At 66.2% G+C, this 16,551-nt stretch carries 16 protein-coding genes; 8 read left to right on the top strand and 8 right to left on the bottom strand.

Annotated elements, in window-relative coordinates; genetic code table 11:
- Positions 1-97 precede the first annotated feature (97 nt).
- Genes FRZ40_RS33610 through FRZ40_RS33590 form a run of 5 tightly spaced genes read right to left on the bottom strand, consistent with a single transcriptional unit; the run spans position 98 to position 5,077 of the window.
- Positions 98-970 carry a phosphoribulokinase gene (locus tag FRZ40_RS33610; RefSeq protein WP_028364311.1) on the bottom strand — a complete coding sequence of 291 codons (873 nt, stop codon included), beginning with the start codon at positions 968-970 and terminating at the stop codon, positions 98-100.
- A 50-nt stretch (positions 971-1,020) separates the two neighbouring features.
- Entirely contained in the window at positions 1,021-2,121 is a 1,101-nt protein-coding gene (locus FRZ40_RS33605; protein WP_147237086.1) for a class 1 fructose-bisphosphatase, read from the bottom strand.
- Positions 2,122-2,130: 9 nt separating this feature from the next.
- The gene (gene cbbX / locus FRZ40_RS33600; RefSeq protein WP_147237085.1) at positions 2,131-3,099 is read right to left on the bottom strand and encodes a CbbX protein; all 969 of its coding nucleotides are present in this window, start codon (positions 3,097-3,099) and stop codon (positions 2,131-2,133) included.
- 35 nt (positions 3,100-3,134) lie between these two features.
- Positions 3,135-3,536: a ribulose bisphosphate carboxylase small subunit gene (locus tag FRZ40_RS33595; RefSeq protein WP_028364308.1), complete on the bottom strand. Its 402-nt coding sequence runs from the start codon at positions 3,534-3,536 to the stop codon at positions 3,135-3,137.
- Between the two features lie 38 nt (positions 3,537-3,574).
- On the bottom strand, positions 3,575-5,077 hold the full coding sequence (locus tag FRZ40_RS33590; protein ID WP_028364307.1) for a form I ribulose bisphosphate carboxylase large subunit: 1,503 nt from the start codon (positions 5,075-5,077) through the stop codon (positions 3,575-3,577).
- A gap of 386 nt (positions 5,078-5,463) precedes the next feature.
- On the opposite strand from FRZ40_RS33590, the gene pqqA reads away from it, so the two are divergent.
- From pqqA to FRZ40_RS33575, 3 genes are all read left to right on the top strand, one after another.
- The gene (pqqA, locus tag FRZ40_RS45860) at positions 5,464-5,538 is read left to right on the top strand and encodes a pyrroloquinoline quinone precursor peptide PqqA (protein ID WP_007576927.1); all 75 of its coding nucleotides are present in this window, start codon (positions 5,464-5,466) and stop codon (positions 5,536-5,538) included.
- An 858-nt stretch (positions 5,539-6,396) separates the two neighbouring features.
- The gene (locus tag FRZ40_RS33580; RefSeq protein ID WP_147238486.1) at positions 6,397-7,008 is read left to right on the top strand and encodes a DUF447 domain-containing protein; all 612 of its coding nucleotides are present in this window, start codon (positions 6,397-6,399) and stop codon (positions 7,006-7,008) included.
- Positions 7,009-7,032: 24 nt separating this feature from the next.
- On the top strand, positions 7,033-7,731 hold the full coding sequence (locus tag FRZ40_RS33575) for a (5-formylfuran-3-yl)methyl phosphate synthase (RefSeq protein ID WP_147237084.1): 699 nt from the start codon (positions 7,033-7,035) through the stop codon (positions 7,729-7,731).
- Between the two features lie 30 nt (positions 7,732-7,761).
- On the opposite strand, the gene FRZ40_RS33570 is transcribed toward FRZ40_RS33575, so the two are convergent.
- From FRZ40_RS33570 to FRZ40_RS33560, 3 genes are all read right to left on the bottom strand, one after another.
- Positions 7,762-8,352, bottom strand: a complete 591-nt coding sequence (locus FRZ40_RS33570) for an amino acid kinase family protein (protein WP_028364304.1) — start codon at positions 8,350-8,352, stop codon at positions 7,762-7,764.
- A 95-nt stretch (positions 8,353-8,447) separates the two neighbouring features.
- Positions 8,448-9,527 carry a hydantoinase/oxoprolinase family protein gene (locus tag FRZ40_RS33565; protein ID WP_240057419.1) on the bottom strand — a complete coding sequence of 360 codons (1,080 nt, stop codon included), beginning with the start codon at positions 9,525-9,527 and terminating at the stop codon, positions 8,448-8,450.
- Entirely contained in the window at positions 9,524-10,543 is a 1,020-nt protein-coding gene (locus FRZ40_RS33560; RefSeq protein WP_147237082.1) for an ATP-grasp domain-containing protein, read from the bottom strand. The genes FRZ40_RS33565 and FRZ40_RS33560 overlap by 4 nt, the downstream gene beginning before the upstream one ends.
- Before the next feature lie 16 nt (positions 10,544-10,559).
- Here FRZ40_RS33560 and FRZ40_RS33555 point away from each other — a divergent pair, with 16 nt between their 5' ends.
- The 5 genes from FRZ40_RS33555 (at position 10,560) to FRZ40_RS33535 (ending at position 16,548) form a co-directional block, all read left to right on the top strand.
- Positions 10,560-11,345 carry a HisA/HisF-related TIM barrel protein gene (locus FRZ40_RS33555; RefSeq protein WP_147237081.1) on the top strand — a complete coding sequence of 262 codons (786 nt, stop codon included), beginning with the start codon at positions 10,560-10,562 and terminating at the stop codon, positions 11,343-11,345.
- Between the two features lie 311 nt (positions 11,346-11,656).
- Positions 11,657-13,033: a molybdopterin-binding domain-containing protein gene (locus tag FRZ40_RS33550; RefSeq protein ID WP_147237080.1), complete on the top strand. Its 1,377-nt coding sequence runs from the start codon at positions 11,657-11,659 to the stop codon at positions 13,031-13,033.
- Positions 13,030-14,730, top strand: coding sequence for a formylmethanofuran dehydrogenase subunit A (locus FRZ40_RS33545; RefSeq protein ID WP_147237079.1), 1,701 nt, complete (start codon positions 13,030-13,032; stop codon positions 14,728-14,730). Before FRZ40_RS33550 ends, FRZ40_RS33545 begins: the two co-directional genes overlap by 4 nt.
- 13 nt (positions 14,731-14,743) lie before the next feature.
- On the top strand, positions 14,744-15,688 hold the full coding sequence (gene fhcD, locus FRZ40_RS33540; protein ID WP_028364298.1) for a formylmethanofuran--tetrahydromethanopterin N-formyltransferase: 945 nt from the start codon (positions 14,744-14,746) through the stop codon (positions 15,686-15,688).
- The gene (locus FRZ40_RS33535; RefSeq protein ID WP_147237078.1) at positions 15,685-16,548 is read left to right on the top strand and encodes a formylmethanofuran dehydrogenase subunit C; all 864 of its coding nucleotides are present in this window, start codon (positions 15,685-15,687) and stop codon (positions 16,546-16,548) included. Before fhcD ends, FRZ40_RS33535 begins: the two co-directional genes overlap by 4 nt.
- The last annotated feature ends 3 nt before the right edge of the window (positions 16,549-16,551 follow it).

Genomic DNA, 16,551 nt, shown 5'->3' with positions numbered 1-16,551 from the left:
AAAAAAGAGCTGACGGCCCCGCGCGGGGTACGGTCTACAGGCCGTCAGCCAACACACGACTGAGACGCACAACGACACGCCCCCGCCAGCGTCACGTTCACGCGCGCGCCTGCCTGTCGCGCAACTGCAGGATCATCGGCGTGAAGATCAGTTGCATCGCGAGCCCCATCTTGCCGCCCGGCACCACGATCACGTTCGGCCGCGACATGAACGAATCGTGCAGCATCGTCAGCAGATACGGAAAGTCGATGCCCTTCGGCTTCGAAAAGCGGATCACGACAAAGCTCTCGTCAGGCTGCGGTATCTCGCGCGCGGTGAACGGATTCGACGTATCGACGGTCGGCACCCGCTGGAAATTCACGTGCGTGCGCGAGAACTGCGGACAGATGTAGTTCACGTAATCGGGCATGCGGCGCAAGATCGTATCGACCACGGCCTCGTGCGAATAGCCGCGCAGCGTCTGGTCACGATGCAGCTTTTGGATCCACTCCAGGTTTATGATCGGCACGACGCCGACGAGCAGATCCGCATGCTGGGCGATGTCGACCTTGCTGGTCACGGCCGCACCATGCAGCCCTTCATAGAACATCATGTCCGTGCCTGCCGGGATGTTCTCCCACGGCGTGAACGTCCCCGGTTCCTGCTTGTACACGATGGCGTCCGCATCGTCGTGCACGTAGCGGCGAAACTGCCCGCCGCCCGAGGCGCCATACGCCGCGAACAGCTGCTCCAGTTCGTCGAGCAGATTCGCGTCGGGCCCGAAATGGCTGAAATTGCGCACGCCGTCGCGTTCGCTTTGCCGCAGCGCTTCGCGCATGCCGAGCCGGTCGTACCGGTGAAACGCATCCCCTTCGATAATCTGCGCATTGATCTTCTCCCTGCGGAAAATGTGGGCGAAGCTCCTCATGACGGTGGTCGTGCCTGCGCCGCTCGACCCCGTCACAGCAACAATCGGATGTCTGACTGACATGCGTCGTCTCCCAGTTGTCTCGCTCTAAGGCAACGCTTCAAGGCAACGCGTCAGAGCGACGTTTCCGGAAGGAACAGCGAGCGCTCACGAAAAAGCGGCGACGTGAACGGCGCATCGATGCCGAGATCGTGCTCGCGGTGATAGCGGCCGATCCGCGCAACCTCGCTCGCCGAGCCGAGTATCAACGGCATGCGCTCGTGGAACGTGCGCGGCGCGGCATCGAGCACGCGCTCGCGCCCAGTCGTCGCCATGCCGCCCGCCTGCTCGACGAGAAAGCCGAGCGGACTCGCGTCGTAGACGGCGGACAGCCGCCCGCGCATGGCCGAACGCGTGCGATAGTCGCGCGGCATCAGGAACAGCCCGCCGCGCATCAGGATGCGATGCACCTCCGGCACGAGCGCGTCGCTCCAGCGCAGGCTGAAGTCGCGCTCGCGGCAGCCCGTGCGGCCTTCGCGGCATTCGTGCACGTAACGCCGCACGGGCGGCTCCCAGAAACGCTCGTTGGAAGCGTCGACGGCAATCTCGCCCGTTTCGTCGGGAATGCGGATCGACGGATGCGTGAGCATGAACTCGTCCGTCTGTCCGTCGAGCGTGAAGCCGTGCGTGCCCTCGCCGAGCGTCAGGATCAGCATCGTCGCCGGCCCGTAGATCGTGTAGCCCGCTGCCGCCTGCTCGCGGCCCGGCTGCAGGAAGGGCTCGCCGTACGGTTCGTCGTAGGGCTCGCAGTCCAGTTCGCCGTATGCTTCGGCGCGCATGTCGACGCCGTTCGCGTCGCTGCCTTGCGACTGCACGCGCATCACCGAAAAGATCGAGCCCGCTGTCCCGTTGATGTCCGCATTCCACGGGCAGTTCAGCGGATCGAACGCGAGCTGGTACTCGGGCTTGTCGGCGTCGTCGGCGCGGCGGTTGCGGGCGGCCGTTTCGGCAAGCTTGCGGCGCCGCGTGGCATACGCGAGCACCGCGCCGCCCGCGACGGAATCGGCCTGCGCGCTCTCGCCCAGCGTGCCGCGCGCGAGCGCCGAGGCGATCGTCTTCACGGACGCGGCGACTTCGTGCAGCACCGCCTGCAAGGCGGTGGGCGGGCGCGTCGCCATCAGGTGGTCCGCGTCGCCGGCGAGGAATCTCGTCAAGGTCATGTTTGCGTGGCGCATGATGCTCTCCTACGAAGTGGGGGATTCGGGTGCCGCGCCGGATTGCGTTCCGGCGCCGCCAGATTCGGAGAACACGCTGCTCGCGCGGATATCGGCGGCGCTCAGCAGCGTCAGCGCGGCGGGATCGGCGCTCGCGCCGCCGCCCAGCGCGTCCGCGAACAGGCGATTGGCCTGGCGCAGGCGCGCGCGGTCGAGCGCGTTGCGCACCGAGCGCGCGTTCGCGAAGTTCGGTTGACGCACGCGCCGCGCGAGGTAATCCTCGAAAGCGCGATGCGCGTCGGCGTCGAACCGGTAATGCATCGTGTCGAGCATGCGCTCGGCGATCAGCAGAAGTTCGTCGGGCGCGTAATCGGGAAACGACAGATGGTGCGCAATCCGCGAGCGAAAGCCGGGATTGCTGCGGAAGAATGTGTCCATCTTCGACGCGTAGCCGGCAAGAATCACAACGAGGTCGTCGCGCTGGTTCTCCATCGTCTGCAGCAGGATTTCAATCGATTCCTGCCCGTAATCGCGCTCGTTTTCCGGGCGATACAGGTAATACGCTTCGTCGATGAACAGCACGCCGCCCATCGCGCGCTTGAGCACTTCCCGCGTTTTCGGCGCGGTGTGGCCGATGTACTGCCCGACGAGATCATCGCGCGTCACGGACACGAGATGATTGCGCCGGATATAGCCAAGCCGGAACAGCACGTCTGCCATGCGCATCGCGACCGTTGTCTTGCCCGTACCCGGATTGCCGCTGAAGCACATATGCAGCGTCGGCGCCCCGCTTTCGATGCCGAGCGCTTCGCGCGCGCGTCCGACGAGCAGTTGCGCGGCGATTTCGCGGATGCGCGTCTTCACGGGTGCGAGGCCGACGAGATCGTGATCGAGTTCGTCGAGCACGCCCGCAATGCCGGACTCGCAAAAGAGCGCAAGCAGATCGACCTGCTGCGGCGCTTGCGCTTGCGGCGGTGGCTCCGTGATCACGGCGTTCATGGCGATGTCTCCCTGTGTGATTCCTGTTCGTGCGACTAGCGCGGCGCGGCATGCACTGTCGTCAGCGAATAGCGCTGCACGCGCGAGCGATCGTCCTGACGGCCCAGCACGAGCGTCGGTTCCACATCGGGCCGGTTCACGATGAACGACAGGCGCATCGTCTCGAAGCCGCGCACGGAATCGAAGGCGTTCACCTTCACGTAGTGCTGCGGGTACGCGTCCCGGCAGCGCGTCACTTCCATCATCACGCCCGCTGCGTCGCGCAGATCGAACATCGGCAGGCCCCACATTTCCCAGTACGTGTTGCGCGGATGCGGGTCGTCGGTGAATTCGACGGAACACGCCCAGCCCTGGTCGAGCGCGTACTGGATCTGCAGCCGGATTTCGTCGTCGGTCAGGTCGGGCAAAAAGGAAAACGTGCCTTGTGTGATGCGCATGGCTGGCTCCCAGAACTTCGTGAATGACAGGCTATTTTTCAGGCCACGCTCGGCGTGACAGCGAAATCGGGCGAGTCGGTCGGCGTGTAGTTGAACGTCACGTCGCCCCATGTATCGAGTGCCTGCTTGAGCGGCGTGCAATGACGTGCGGCGGCTTCGAGCAGATCGGGGCCTTCGTTGGCGATGTCGCGGCCTTCGTTGCGCGCCTTGACCATCGTTTCGAGCGCGACGCGGTTTGCCGTCGCACCCGCCTGAATCCCCGACGGATGGCCGATCGTGCCGCCGCCGAACTGCAGGATCGCGTCATCGCCGAACAGATCGAGCAACTGATGCATCTGCCCCGCGTGAATGCCGCCCGACGCGACGGGCATCACCTTGCGCAAACCCGCCCAATGCTGGTCGAAGAAGATGCCGCGCGTGAGATCGACGGGGTTGTGCGACTCGCGCAGCACGTTGTAATAGCCCTGCACCGAGAGCGGATCGCCGTCGAGCTTGCCGACGGCCGTGCCCGCATGCGCATGATCGACGCCCGCCATGCGCAGCCACTTCGCGATCACGCGGAACGAGATGCCGTGATTGCGCTGCCGCGTGTACGTGCCGTGTCCCGCGCGATGCAAATGCAGGATCATGTCGTTCTTGCGCGCCCAGCGTCCCATCGACGTGATCGCCGTCCAGCCGATCACCAGATCGATCATCACGATGCACGAGCCGAGTTCCTTTGCGAATTCGGCGCGCTCGTACATGTCTTCCATCGTGCCCGCCGTCACGTTCAGATAATGGCCCTTCATTTCGCCCGTCTCGGCTTGCGCGCGGTTCACGGCTTCCATCGCGAACAGATAGCGGTCGCGCCAGTGCATGAACGGCTGCGAATTGATGTTTTCGTCGTCCTTCAGAAAATCGAGTCCGCCTTTGAGGCCTTCGTAGACGACGCGCCCATAGTTCTTGCCCGACAATCCGAGCTTCGGCTTGACGGTTGCGCCGAGCAGCGGACGCCCGTATTTGTCGAGCCGCTCGCGTTCGACGACGATGCCCGTCGGCGGCCCTTGAAAGGTCTTCAGATACGCGACGGGAATGCGCATGTCTTCGAGCCGCAGCGCCTTGAGCGGTTTGAAGCCGAACACATTGCCGATGATGGAGGCCGTGAGATTCGCCACCGATCCTTCTTCGAACAGGTCGAGTTCGTACGCGATGAACGCGAAGTACTGCGGCTCGCCTTCGGTGGCATTCGGCACGGGATCGACGCGAAATGCTTTCGCGCGATACATGTCGCACGCGGTGAGGCGATCGGTCCAGACGACGGTCCAGGTGGCCGTCGACGATTCGCCCGCGACGGCGGCAGCGGCCTCTTCCGGCTCGACGCCCGGTTGGGGCGTGATACGGAACAGCGCGATGATGTCCGTGTCTTTCGGCGTGTAGTCCGGCTGCCAGTAGCCCATCTCGCGGTACTTGAGGACGCCGGCTGCGTAACGCGAGCGCTTTTCCGCCTTTGCGGCGGAATCGCTATCGGCCGGCTTCACGGCTTCCTTGCTGAAATCGTTCATCACGCTGCCTCGATATGGAACACGGCGCTTGCACGCCTTGGGTTGGATGTCGGCGCGTGGTAAAACGGCCGTCCCTGGAGGTCAATGTAGGCGGCGCACTGGGCGAAGTGAATTCACGATTTTTTTCAGCAGGCTTAAGCGATCCGTTAACACGCGTGCACATGATGCAAAATGCGTCCACAATGAGTGATCGGCTCGTGGAACACTTTGCTGCGGTTCCGCTACAGTAAGACGCGTAAGCCGGAACGGAACGTTGAATGGACGCGTCCTTCCCTGATCGCAGGCGACTGGTACGACAGTTGCGTTAGCAACATGGGCCGAGCGGTGAGTGCTGCTGGTTGCTCGCCGCAAAGGGACCGCTTTTTCACTCTCGAAGGAGGACGAATATGCAGTGGACTACCCCTGGTTACACCGATATGCGTTTCGGGTTTGAAATTACGATGTATATCGCCACGAGGTGATCGCTGTTCGCTGTTTGCTGTTCGCCGCTCCGCGGCGGGGTGCTTTTTCTCTCCGCGTAGCGGCTTTCTTGTTTTTGGTTTTTTTTGCAGTGCCGCATGGTTTGGTTTGCTACGCAGTTTTTTTGGTCTGGCGGGCGGGCGTGCTGGCATCCGCGATTTCGTATCGGTTTATTAGCGTTGCCCCTGTGCGGGGCGGCACTCACTTTCTTTGCCGCCGCAAAGAAAGTAAGCAAAGAAAGCGGACTAACACCGCCAGTGCTAGTGGTTGCCTGCGGGCCCCCGACGGGTCCCGCACTCCAGACGGCAACACACTGTCTCATGCACGTTGCCAGCGTGCTAACCGCATGCCTCACCCACTTCACATTCCCGCGTCATGGGCTGTGTTACCAGGAAGTCCACCGCCGCCCAGGTGGCAAACTGTGTGTAGGCCATCGCGATGGAAGTGCACCACTCCGGACTGAAAAGCGGGATCGGTGTCGTAAGAGCGCAAACGCATTTGGTGCGATAACCTACACACAGTTTGCCACCTGGGCGGCGCGGGCGATTCGTTGTCGCTGGTTGCGCTACGGGTGACTGGAGTGGGTGATGCGCCTCGTCAAGGTGTTGGCAACGCACATGAAATAGCGTGTTGCCGTGTGAAGTGCGAGACCCGTGGGGGGCCCGCAGGCAACAAGAAGAACTGGCGGTGTGAGCGGCTTTCTTTTGCCTACTTTTCTTTGCCGCTGCAAAGAAAAGTAGGTGCCGCCCCGCACAGGGGCAACGCAAGAAGCACCGATACGAATTCGCGGACGCCAGCGCAGACGCAAAACTCAGATGCCAGCGCAGCAAACCAAACCCCGTGTAACGGAAAAAAGAATGATGATTCACGAAACAATCATCACAACCTGCACCCGCGAGGGCACGCCCCACGTCGCCCCGATGGGCATGCGCTTCGAGCAGGGTCTGGCGGTGCTGGCGCCCTTCAAGCCGTCGCGTACCCTCGACAACATCCTCGCCACGCAATCGGCCGTCATCAACTTCACGACCGACGTCCGCATATTCGCCGGCTGCGTAACAGGCGCCCAACGCGACTGGCCAACCCGCGCAGCAAGCCGCGTCAACAGCGTGCGGCTCGAACAGTCGCTCTCCCACACGGAACTCCAGCTCGACCACATCGCTGACGATCCACAGCGTCCCGTCCTGCACATGCGCTGCGTGCACACGGAAACCCACGCGCCGTTCGGCGGCTTCAGTCGCGCGCAGGCGGCTGTCGTCGAAGGCGCGATCCTCGTCAGCCGGCTCTTCATGCTGCCCGCCGACAAGATCGATCACGAAATGGCCTATCTGCAGATCGCCATCGACAAAACGGCAGGCCCCTACGAACGCGTCGCGTGGGACTGGATCACGCAAGCCGTCGAACATTTTCGCGCGACGGGCGAAGCCGTCGACAAGGCGCCCGCGCCCGGCATCGATCCGACGCACACGACCTGAGCCCTTGCCTCCACGGAGAGTCCGATGACCGCACTGCTCGCAAGCGTCCGTTCCGCAGAAGAAGCGCTCGACGCGGCCGGCGCCGGCGCCGATCTGATCGATCTGAAGGAACCGCGCGAAGGCGCGCTGGGCGGCGTGTCGATCGACAACATCTGGCGCATCGCACGCACGCTGCGCTCGCGCTATCCCGTCAAGCCCATCAGCGCGACGATCGGCGATCTGCCGCCCGATGCCATCGATGCCATTGCGACGCGCGCAACGGAAGTCGGCGAAACAGGCGTGGATTTCGTGAAAGTCGGCGTCGTGCCGGGTCCGCATGCGCGTGCGTGCCTCACGCGCATCGCCGGCTTGCACGCCGCCGTATTACCCGTGCTGCTGTGCGACGACGGCGTCGACATGTCGCTCGTCGAGCATGCCGTGTCGCTCCGCTTCGTTGGCATCGTGTTCGACACGGCGGGCAAGACGGGACGCACGCTGTTCGATTGCATCGACGGCGCAACGCTCGCGCGCCATATCTCGACGATCCGCGCGTCGGGCGCGATGGCGTGCATCGCGGGCTCGCTCGGCTGGACGCAACTCGACGGCATCCGCGCGCTCGCGCCCGATGTCGCGGGCTTTCGCACCGCGCTGTGCGAAAACGGCCGCACGTCCCGGCTCGATCCGCGCCGCGTCGCGCAATGGGCCGACGCGCTGCATCACGCCGCGCCGGGTGCGGCTGCGTGACACGCGTGCCACGCCGCGCAAGAAACGCCATCACACGGCCGATGCATTCAACAGCCGCTCGCGCACCAGCGCAACATCCGTCTTGCTGAACAGCTCCACTTCGTAATTGGCCTCTTCCACGTAATGGACGAAGCTCGCGTCCACCACGCCGTTCGACGCGAGCGTGACGAGCGGCACATTCGCACCGACGGGGCACGACTTCACGACCATCAGACGCTCGGCGTTCAGCGACGTCGACAGCCACGCGGCGAGACTGTCCGAGGTCGTGTCCCAGTTGGTCATCGCGTCGGGCGTGACGCGCATCAGGCATACGGGCATCCACACGGCGACCTTGCCGTTGCGCAGCGCACGCCGGATCAGATCCTCGTTCGTCGCGAGCACGAGGTCGGGCAGCACCGCCTGCATCATCAGCGCGTACTGCGTCATGGCGAGCAGGCACATGTTGTGGGCCGCGAGATCGTCGAATTGCCATTCGCGCTGGTACGCGCGCACGCTGTCCGCAAAATCGCCGCCGCCCGGCACGATCACCACGCGCCCGCCGCCGACTTCCCACAGCTGCGTGAGCCAGTCCCGCAGCGACGGGTCGTGACTCAGGCTGCCCCCGATCTTCACCACCCACATGTCCGTTACCTCGCTTCCGTTCGACGTCTGACGCCATCGCGAGTCTGCGCTGTCCGCAGGGCGCGCGCATCGATGGTGCTGGGCCGCAAGCCCTGTCACGCAGCCCGCTGCTCCCGATCCCTCCCCGCCATCAGCCATGCGACGGCCACGCCCGGCGCGCACGTCGCGATCCATTCGGCGGCATCGCGTGGCGCCTCCGGCGCCGTCTGCACGAACGTGCCGAAATCGACGTAATCGCATCCGTGAGCGCTTGCCAGCGCCGCCGCCAGAAACCGCCCGCAACCCGCCCCGACGACGGGCGCACCCGCCAGCGACGGATGCGCCGCCCACACCTGCTCGACACTCGCGCCGATCGCGCGCAATTGCGCGTTGCGCCATTCGTGCGCGAACGCACGCCATTCGTCTTCCGACGCGTCGCCGGCATCGCGGCCGATCGTTCTCGCGAGCCGCGCGCAGCTTGCCGCGACTGTCTTCGGGCCGTTGTCGGCGCTGGCGTGCTGGTCGTGCGGCGGCCACAGCTCGCCCGTCACGCGATAGATGTCGGCGCTCGTCGCGAACCATTCGTTCATCACGCCCGCCGTCTCGCCGCGAAACGCGATCCGGTGCGCGATCCCGCACAGCGGCGTGCGCACGACGCCGTGATAGGCGAGTTCTCCCGTCACGAGCCGCGTCGCATCGTCGTTGCCGCGCGCCGCGACACGGGCGTCGACAATAGGCACGATATCCGTGGTGGTGCTGCCGATATCGATCAGCAGGCAATCAGACAGGCACGCCGCGACATGCTGCGCGGTCGCGAGCCAGTTCGCCGACGCCACCGCGCGCCATTGCGCGATGCTCTGCGCGGCGTCGAGCCAGCCCGACGCGCCTGCGAAAAACGCAGTATCGGCGCCGAGCCGTTCGCTGAGCGCATCGACGAGCGCATGGACGCCGTGCTCGCGATCCGCGAACAGATCGACCATTTCGCCCGTCATCGTGATGGCGTGACGCGCGTGCGCGGCGTGGACGTCGGGCCAGCGCGCAGCCGCGGCGTCGATCGCGCGATGCAGGTGCTCCAGCCCCTGCCACAGCGGACACGCCCATTGCGCGATATCGGCGACGACGCCCGCCGCGTCGACCCGCGACACCTTCACATGCGCGCCGCCGACATCCCAGCCGAACACCACGGGCGCGCTCATGATGCCGTTCCGCATGCGGACAGTCCGGCGTGAACCTGCAGACCGTGCGCCGCGAGCACGTCGACGGCCAGATTGCGGCCGAGCCGCGCGGACAGGCCTGCATAGGCGACGGTCGCGCGCGGATTCACCTCGATCACGACCGGCCCGCGCTCCGGATTCCACACCACATCGATGCCGACGAAACCGCGCAGGCCTGGCAACGACGCCGCGACCTGCCGCGCGAGCGCATCGAGCGTACGGCCTTGCGCGCTGTCGCGCGCGATCCGGTCGACATCCACGCCGTCGAAGCTGACGACCTGCCCCGCATGGCCCGCGGCAGGGGCGTCCACGTCGATCCTTTGCCGGTTGATGCTGACGAGCGTCGCGCCTTCGCTATCGCAGATCAACGACAGGCTCAGCGGTTCGCCGTCCACCCACGCCTGCAGCACGGTCTCGCGCGCCGCCGCGCGACGCGCGGCGTATTCGGCGCGCGCGGCGTCCGCGTCGTCGAAAACGAAGGTGTCGAGGCCGCCCGCGCCGTCGTCCGGCTTGACGACCCAGCGCCGCTGCACGGCGGGATCGAGCTGCGCGGGTTCGAGTGCAGGCGTCACGGCGATGCCGCGCGCGGCAAGCCGTGCCGCTGTCGTGCGCTTGCTCGACGCGAGCGCGATGGCCTCCTTCGTACAGCCGATCCAGCGTGACGGGCCCACGGCATCGGCGAGATCGAGCATCAGCCCGTCGCACTCGGGCGCGACGATCCACGCGTAATCGTGCTCGCGCGCGGCGCGCGAGACGAACTCCAGCATCGTTTCGCCCGGCTTTGCGCGGTCATGCCGGAGGCCGGGCGCAACCTGCTCGAAGCGCGAACTCGCGAAGCTCACCTGCACGCCGTCGAGTTGCCGCAGATCGCCGACGATCGCATCGCGCATCACGCGCCCTTCCACCACCAGCGCGCTCAGATCGGCGAGACTGCTGCTGCCCGCCAGTTGCGCGTCGATGCCGCCGCCAGTGAGATACTCATAAACCCAGAGCTTCATCAAGGAACGTCTCCGCATGCAGGTGATCCCGGTTCTCGATCTGCTCGACGGCCACGCGGTGCGCGCGATACGCGGCGACCGCGCGAACTATCGGCCCATCCAGTCTTCGCTGTGCGCGACGAGCAGCCCGCTCGACGTCGCCCGTGCACTCGTTGCCGCAACATCCGCCGACACGCTGTACGTCGCCGACCTCGGCGCGATCATGTCGCGCGGCGCCGATCCGTCGACGCTGGCCGAGCTCGGCTCGAGCTTGGCCGCGCGCCTCGGTGCATCGCCGGATCTCCCGCGCCCGTTCGAGATCTGGCTCGACGCAGGCTTCGCCGATTTCCCGTCGATGCGCGCGCATCTCGAGCGCATCGCTTCTTCCGTCAACGCCAACAGCGCGCGCATCGTGCCCGTATTCGGCTCCGAGTCGCTGCGTTCACCCGACGCCCTGCACGAAGCCGAAGCAGCCGGCTACGCGCCCATCCTGTCGCTCGACCATCGCCATGGCCAGCTGATCGCCGCGCCCGCACTAGTCGATGCGCTGCGCTCGCCCGATTCGTGGCCGTCGCGTGTGATCGTGATGACGCTCGATCAGGTCGGCGCGGACGCCGGCCCCGATCTCGACACGTTCAACCGCCTTCACGCACAAGCGGCCCAGCGCATGACGATCGGTGCGGGCGGCATCCGTCATCGCGACGATCTCGATGCCGCGGCACGCAGCGGCGCGCATGCATGGCTCGTCGCATCGGCGCTTCACGACGGCAAACTCGGCACGACTCAGGCAACGCACGCGACACGTCCGGAAGCCGCGGCGTGATCCGCGAAACAATATCCATGCCACGCGGTCCGCGTTGCAGCAACGGCGCGGCTCCCATGCGCATTGGGCAGCGCACTGTCCTCAAGTGACACACTGTTGCAGCGCGGAGCACATACTGTGCTGCGCGCGGGCTGTCGCGCCGCGTGATCGACGGTGGCGCCTGAGGTGTTCATGCACGGTACAGTGCTACGTTGCACGACGCATTTGCATCGAAATGCGTGAAGCCCTTGCGGCACGAGCACGAGGCGACATCTCCGCGAAATCGGCACGGACCTTGCTGAACGGGTTTTCATGCATGAACCCACGCCCCCATGACGAATGCCAATGCGACACCGGCCGCACGTGGGCCGTTGCCGTCCGTTTCGGCTACGCGCGACTGGACATGCCCCTTCTGCCCGTTGTTGTGTGACGACATCGAGGCTCACCTTTCGGGCGATCAATCGCTTCGCGTACCGGCGACTCAATGCGCAAGACTCGCCGCCGCGCTCACGCGCTACGACGCGAGCGACAACGTCTGCGCACCTTCCGTCGATGGCGCGCCCGTCTCGCTCGAAGACGCCATCGAAGCAGCCTCAGCTGTGCTCATGCAGGCACGGCGGCCGTTGTTCGGCGGGTGCGGGACCGACATCGCGGGCGCACGCGCGCTCTATGAGCTTGCCGCCGGCTGCGGCGCGACGCTCGATTCGATGCACGGCGACGCGCTGAGCGCCGCGACACTCGCGCTGCAGGATCGCGGCGCGTTCTTCACGACCTTGTCCGAAGTCCGCTCGCGCGCCGATCTGCTCGTCGTGTTCGGCTGCGAGCCTGCCGCGCGGCATCCGCGTTTCTACGAGCGCATCGCGAGCGGAACGTCGGCGCAGCGCGAGATCCGCTTCGTCTGCTGCGCAAGCGATCCCGCTGCGAGCGGACGCCACGAGTCGATGCTCGCCGATGCTTCGCCGCATGACGTGCTCGCGTTCTGGTCGGCGATCGCGGAGGGCCGCAAGCCGGAGTCGCTCGAAAACGGCTCGGGTATCGCGACGGCGCTCGCGTCGCTGATGGCACGCATTGTCGAAGCGCGCTACACGGCCTTCGTGATCGAGCCGGGCGCGCTGCCTCAGCCGCATGCCGCCTTGCTGATCGAAGCGCTGCACCGGATCGTCAAGGCCATCAATCGCACGAGCCGCGCGGGCGTCCTGACGCTCGGCGGCGCGGACGGCGCGCTGAGCGTCAACCAGACGGTCACGTGGCTGTCGGGCTTTCCGCTGCGCACGCGCGTGTCGACGCCCGAACGGCTGCCCGGCACACCGCCGCTCGACCACGATCCGTATCGCTATCGCACGGAACGGCTGCTCGCTGCGGGCGAAGCCGACGCGCTGCTGTGGATCGCGAGCTTCGACCCGCATCCGCTGCCCGCCGCGCTCGATGCCGGGACACCCGTGATCGTGCTCGGGACACCCGCGCTCGCGTCGACCTTCGAGCCCGCCCACGCGCAGCCGCGCTCGGCGAAGACCGTGTTCATTCCCGTCGCGACACCCGGCATCGACAGCGACGGGCATCTGTTTCGCGTCGATACGTCCGTGGTCGTGCCGCTGCATGCGGCGCGGCACATTGCGCTGCCGGGCGTGGCGTCGATCGCGGCGCAGCTCGCCGATCAGCTTGCCGCCGGCCGCGCCGCGCGCGCCGTGCTGACACGGAGGCCGGCATGAGCATGTCCCGACTTCGCGGCGGCCGCGTGTACGACCCCGCCAATGGCGTCGACGGCGTGCAGCGCGACCTGTATATCCGCGACGGCCGTATCGTCGACGCACCCGCGGGCGCCGCCGTCGACTGCGACTACGACGCGCAAGGCATGATCGTGATGGCGGGCGGCATCGATCTGCACTCGCACATCGGCGGCGGCAAGACGAACCTGTCGCGCCTGCTGTTGCCCGAAGATCATCGCGACGACCGGCCGCGCGACGCGTCCTACGAAACCGTGCAGGACGAACGGGGCCGCTATCTGCGCATGCCGTCGTGCGGCATCTGCACGCCGGGCACGCTCGCCACCGGCTACCGCTACGCGGAAATGGGCTACACGGCGGCCTTCGAGCCCGCGATGATCGCGTCGAACGCACGACACGCGCATCTGGAAATGGGCGACACGCCCATCATCGATCACGGCGCCTACGTGATGCTCGGCAACGACGAACTGCTGCTGCAGATGCTCGCCGCCAAAAACGACTTCGAGCGCGTGCGCGATTACGTCGGCTGGACGATGCACGCGAGCCGCGCGCTCGGCGTGAAGGTGGTAAATCCTGGCGGCATCTCGGCGTTCAAGTTCAACCAGCGCTCGCTCGATGTCGACGAGGCGCACGCGCACTACGGCATCACGCCGCGCGACGTGCTCCGCACGCTGACGCGCGCATTGACGGAACTGCGCGTGCCGCATCCGTTGCACGTGCATGCGAGCAACCTCGGCGTGCCGGGCAACATCGAATCGACGATCGCGACGATGGATGCAGCCGACGGCCTGCCCGTCCATCTCACGCACATCCAGTTTCACAGCTACGGCACGGAAGGTCCGCGCAAGTTTTCTTCGGGTGCGCGCGCGATCGCCGATGCCGTGAATGCGCGCCCCAATGTGTCGATCGACGTGGGACAGATCATCTTCGGCCAGACCGTGACGGCATCCGGCGACACGATGATGCAGTTCAGGAACGCGCCCCTCGCGCGGCCGCATAAATGGATCGTCGGCGATATCGAATGCGATGCGGGCTGCGGCGTGGTGCCGTTCCGTTACCGCGAGCAAAGCTATGTGAACGCGCTGCAATGGATCATCGGGCTCGAGATTTTTCTGCTGGTGAACGACCCGTGGCGCGTGTCGATGACGACCGATCATCCGAACGGCGGCCCCTTCACGAGCTATCCGCATCTGATCCGCCTGCTGATGGACAAGCCGTTTCGCGACGCACAGCTCGACCGCCTGCATCCCGAAGCGAAAGTCGCGAGCGCGCTGCCCGAACTCACGCGCGAGTTCTCGCTGTACGACATCGCGATCATCACGCGCGCGGGTCCGGCGAAGCTGCTCGGCCTGAAGGATCGCGGCCATCTCGCAGCGGGCGCGGCCGCCGACATCGCCGTGTATCGCGACGACGCCGACCGCGAGCGGATGTTCACATCGCCCGCGTTCGTGTTCAAGGACGGCCAGCTGGTCGCGCGCGACGGCAACCTCGTGTCGACGCCGACGGGCGGCATCCACTTCGTCTCGCCCGACTACGACAGGAGCATCGAACAGACGCTGCGCCAGTACAGCGAAACGAATCTGGCCGGCAACTTCGCGCATGCCGCGATCAGCGACGACGAAATTTGCGCATGCTGCCGCGGCGGACGGCTCTTGCCCGTCGCGTGCCTTGCGCGAGCGTGAAGGCGGACGCGCGATGCAGATCAACGACACCCTGATCGACGACACCTTCGCTGAAGCCTTCCCGATGAAGGCGACGCGCCTCGTCATCACCGCGCACACGCCGCGCTGGGCGCGCGCCGCGGCGGATTCGCTGACGGGCTTCGCGACCTCGGTGATCGATTGCGGCTGCGAAGCGGGTATCGAGCACGAGATTCGCGCCGACGCGACGCCCGATGGCCGCCCCGGCATCTCGGTACTGATGTTCGCGGTGTCGTCGAAGGAACTGGCGAAGCAGATCGCGCGGCGCGTCGGGCAATGCGTGCTGACGTGCCCGACCACGGCCGTCTACAACGGCGTCGATCCCGCAACGTCGCGCGCGCCGCTGTCGGATGTTGCGCCGCTCGGCGGCTCGCTGCGATATTTCGGCGACGGCTGGCAGATTTCGAAAATGCTCGGCGGCGTGCGCTACTGGCGCGTGCCCGTGATGGACGGCGAATTCGTCTGCGAAGAGTCGGTGCAGACCGTGAAGGCCGTCGGCGGCGGCAACCTGCTGCTGCTCGCACGCGATCTGGACAGCGCGCTCGCGGGCGCCGAAGCCGCCGTCGCCGCAATGCACCGGCTCGTGAACGTGATCACGCCGTTTCCGGGCGGCGTCGTGCGCTCGGGATCGAAGATCGGCTCGAAATACAAGGGCGCGGTCGCGTCGACCAACGACGCCTTCTGCCCGACGCTCACGGGCCTGTCGCAACGCAGCGAACTCGATGCACAGACGGGCTGCGTGCTGGAGATCGTGATCGACGGATTGACGGACGCCGACGTCGGCGCGGCGATGACGGCGGGCATCGAGGCGGCATCCACGCCCGGCAGCGGTGTGGTGCGCATTTCCGCCGGGAACTATGGCGGCAAGCTCGGGCCCTACCACTTCAGGCTGCACGAACTGGCTGCATCGATTGTGCAGCGCAAAACGGGGGCGGCATGAGCGCCGTCACATTGAGCGTGAAGCACGCGCCTGGCTTTCGCGTCGACGGGTCGGCGCTGTTGCCGTCCGCCTTAGCCGTGCTTTCGGATGCGGAGATGGCGCGCCTGATGCTGCCTGCAAGCAACGACGCGTGCGCGGTCGGCGATCTGTTCGATATCCGCGTCGATACGGGCGACAACGGCGCACGTCTCGTGATCGAAGGCGACGCGAGCTGGCTGGACAGGCTCGGCGCGCAACTGGACGCGGGCAGTCTGCGCATCGAAGGATCGGCAGGCGATTACGCGGGCTGGCGCATGGCAGGCGGCACGCTGGAAATAGCGGGCGACGCAGGCGCGTTTACCGGCTGCGAGATGCGCGGCGGCACGCTCGCCGTCGCGGGCAATAGCGGCGACTTCATCGCCGGCGCGCTGCCAGGCGGCATGGAAGGCATGACGGGCGGCACGCTGGTCGTCGCGGGCAATGCGGGCGCGCGGCTCGGCGACCGGATGCGGCGCGGCATCGTGCTGATCGGCGGCGATACGGGCGATTACGCGGCGTCGCGGCTCGTGGCCGGGACGATCGGCATTGCGGGCCGCCTTGGCGCGCACTATGGTTACGGCATGCGGCGCGGCACGCTGTTGCTGTTGCAACGGCCCGAACGCATTCCGCCCACGTTCACGACGGGCGGCAGCGGCTACGACGTGTTCTGGTCGTTGTTCGCGCGGGCGCTGGCGGCCGAATGCGGCGTGGCCGCTTCCGTGTCCGCTGCGCTGGCACCGCGCCTCGCACCGTTCGCCGCGCTCGACGCGCACAGGGTGCCGCAGCGTTACACGGGCGATCTGGCCGTCGACGGACGCGGCGAACTGTTGCTCGTCGAATGATGC

Source organism: Paraburkholderia azotifigens (assembly GCF_007995085.1).
GTDB lineage: Bacteria > Pseudomonadota > Gammaproteobacteria > Burkholderiales > Burkholderiaceae > Paraburkholderia > Paraburkholderia azotifigens.
Note: the sequence above shows the minus strand (reverse complement) of the source record. Positions and strands in the feature narration are given on the sequence as shown.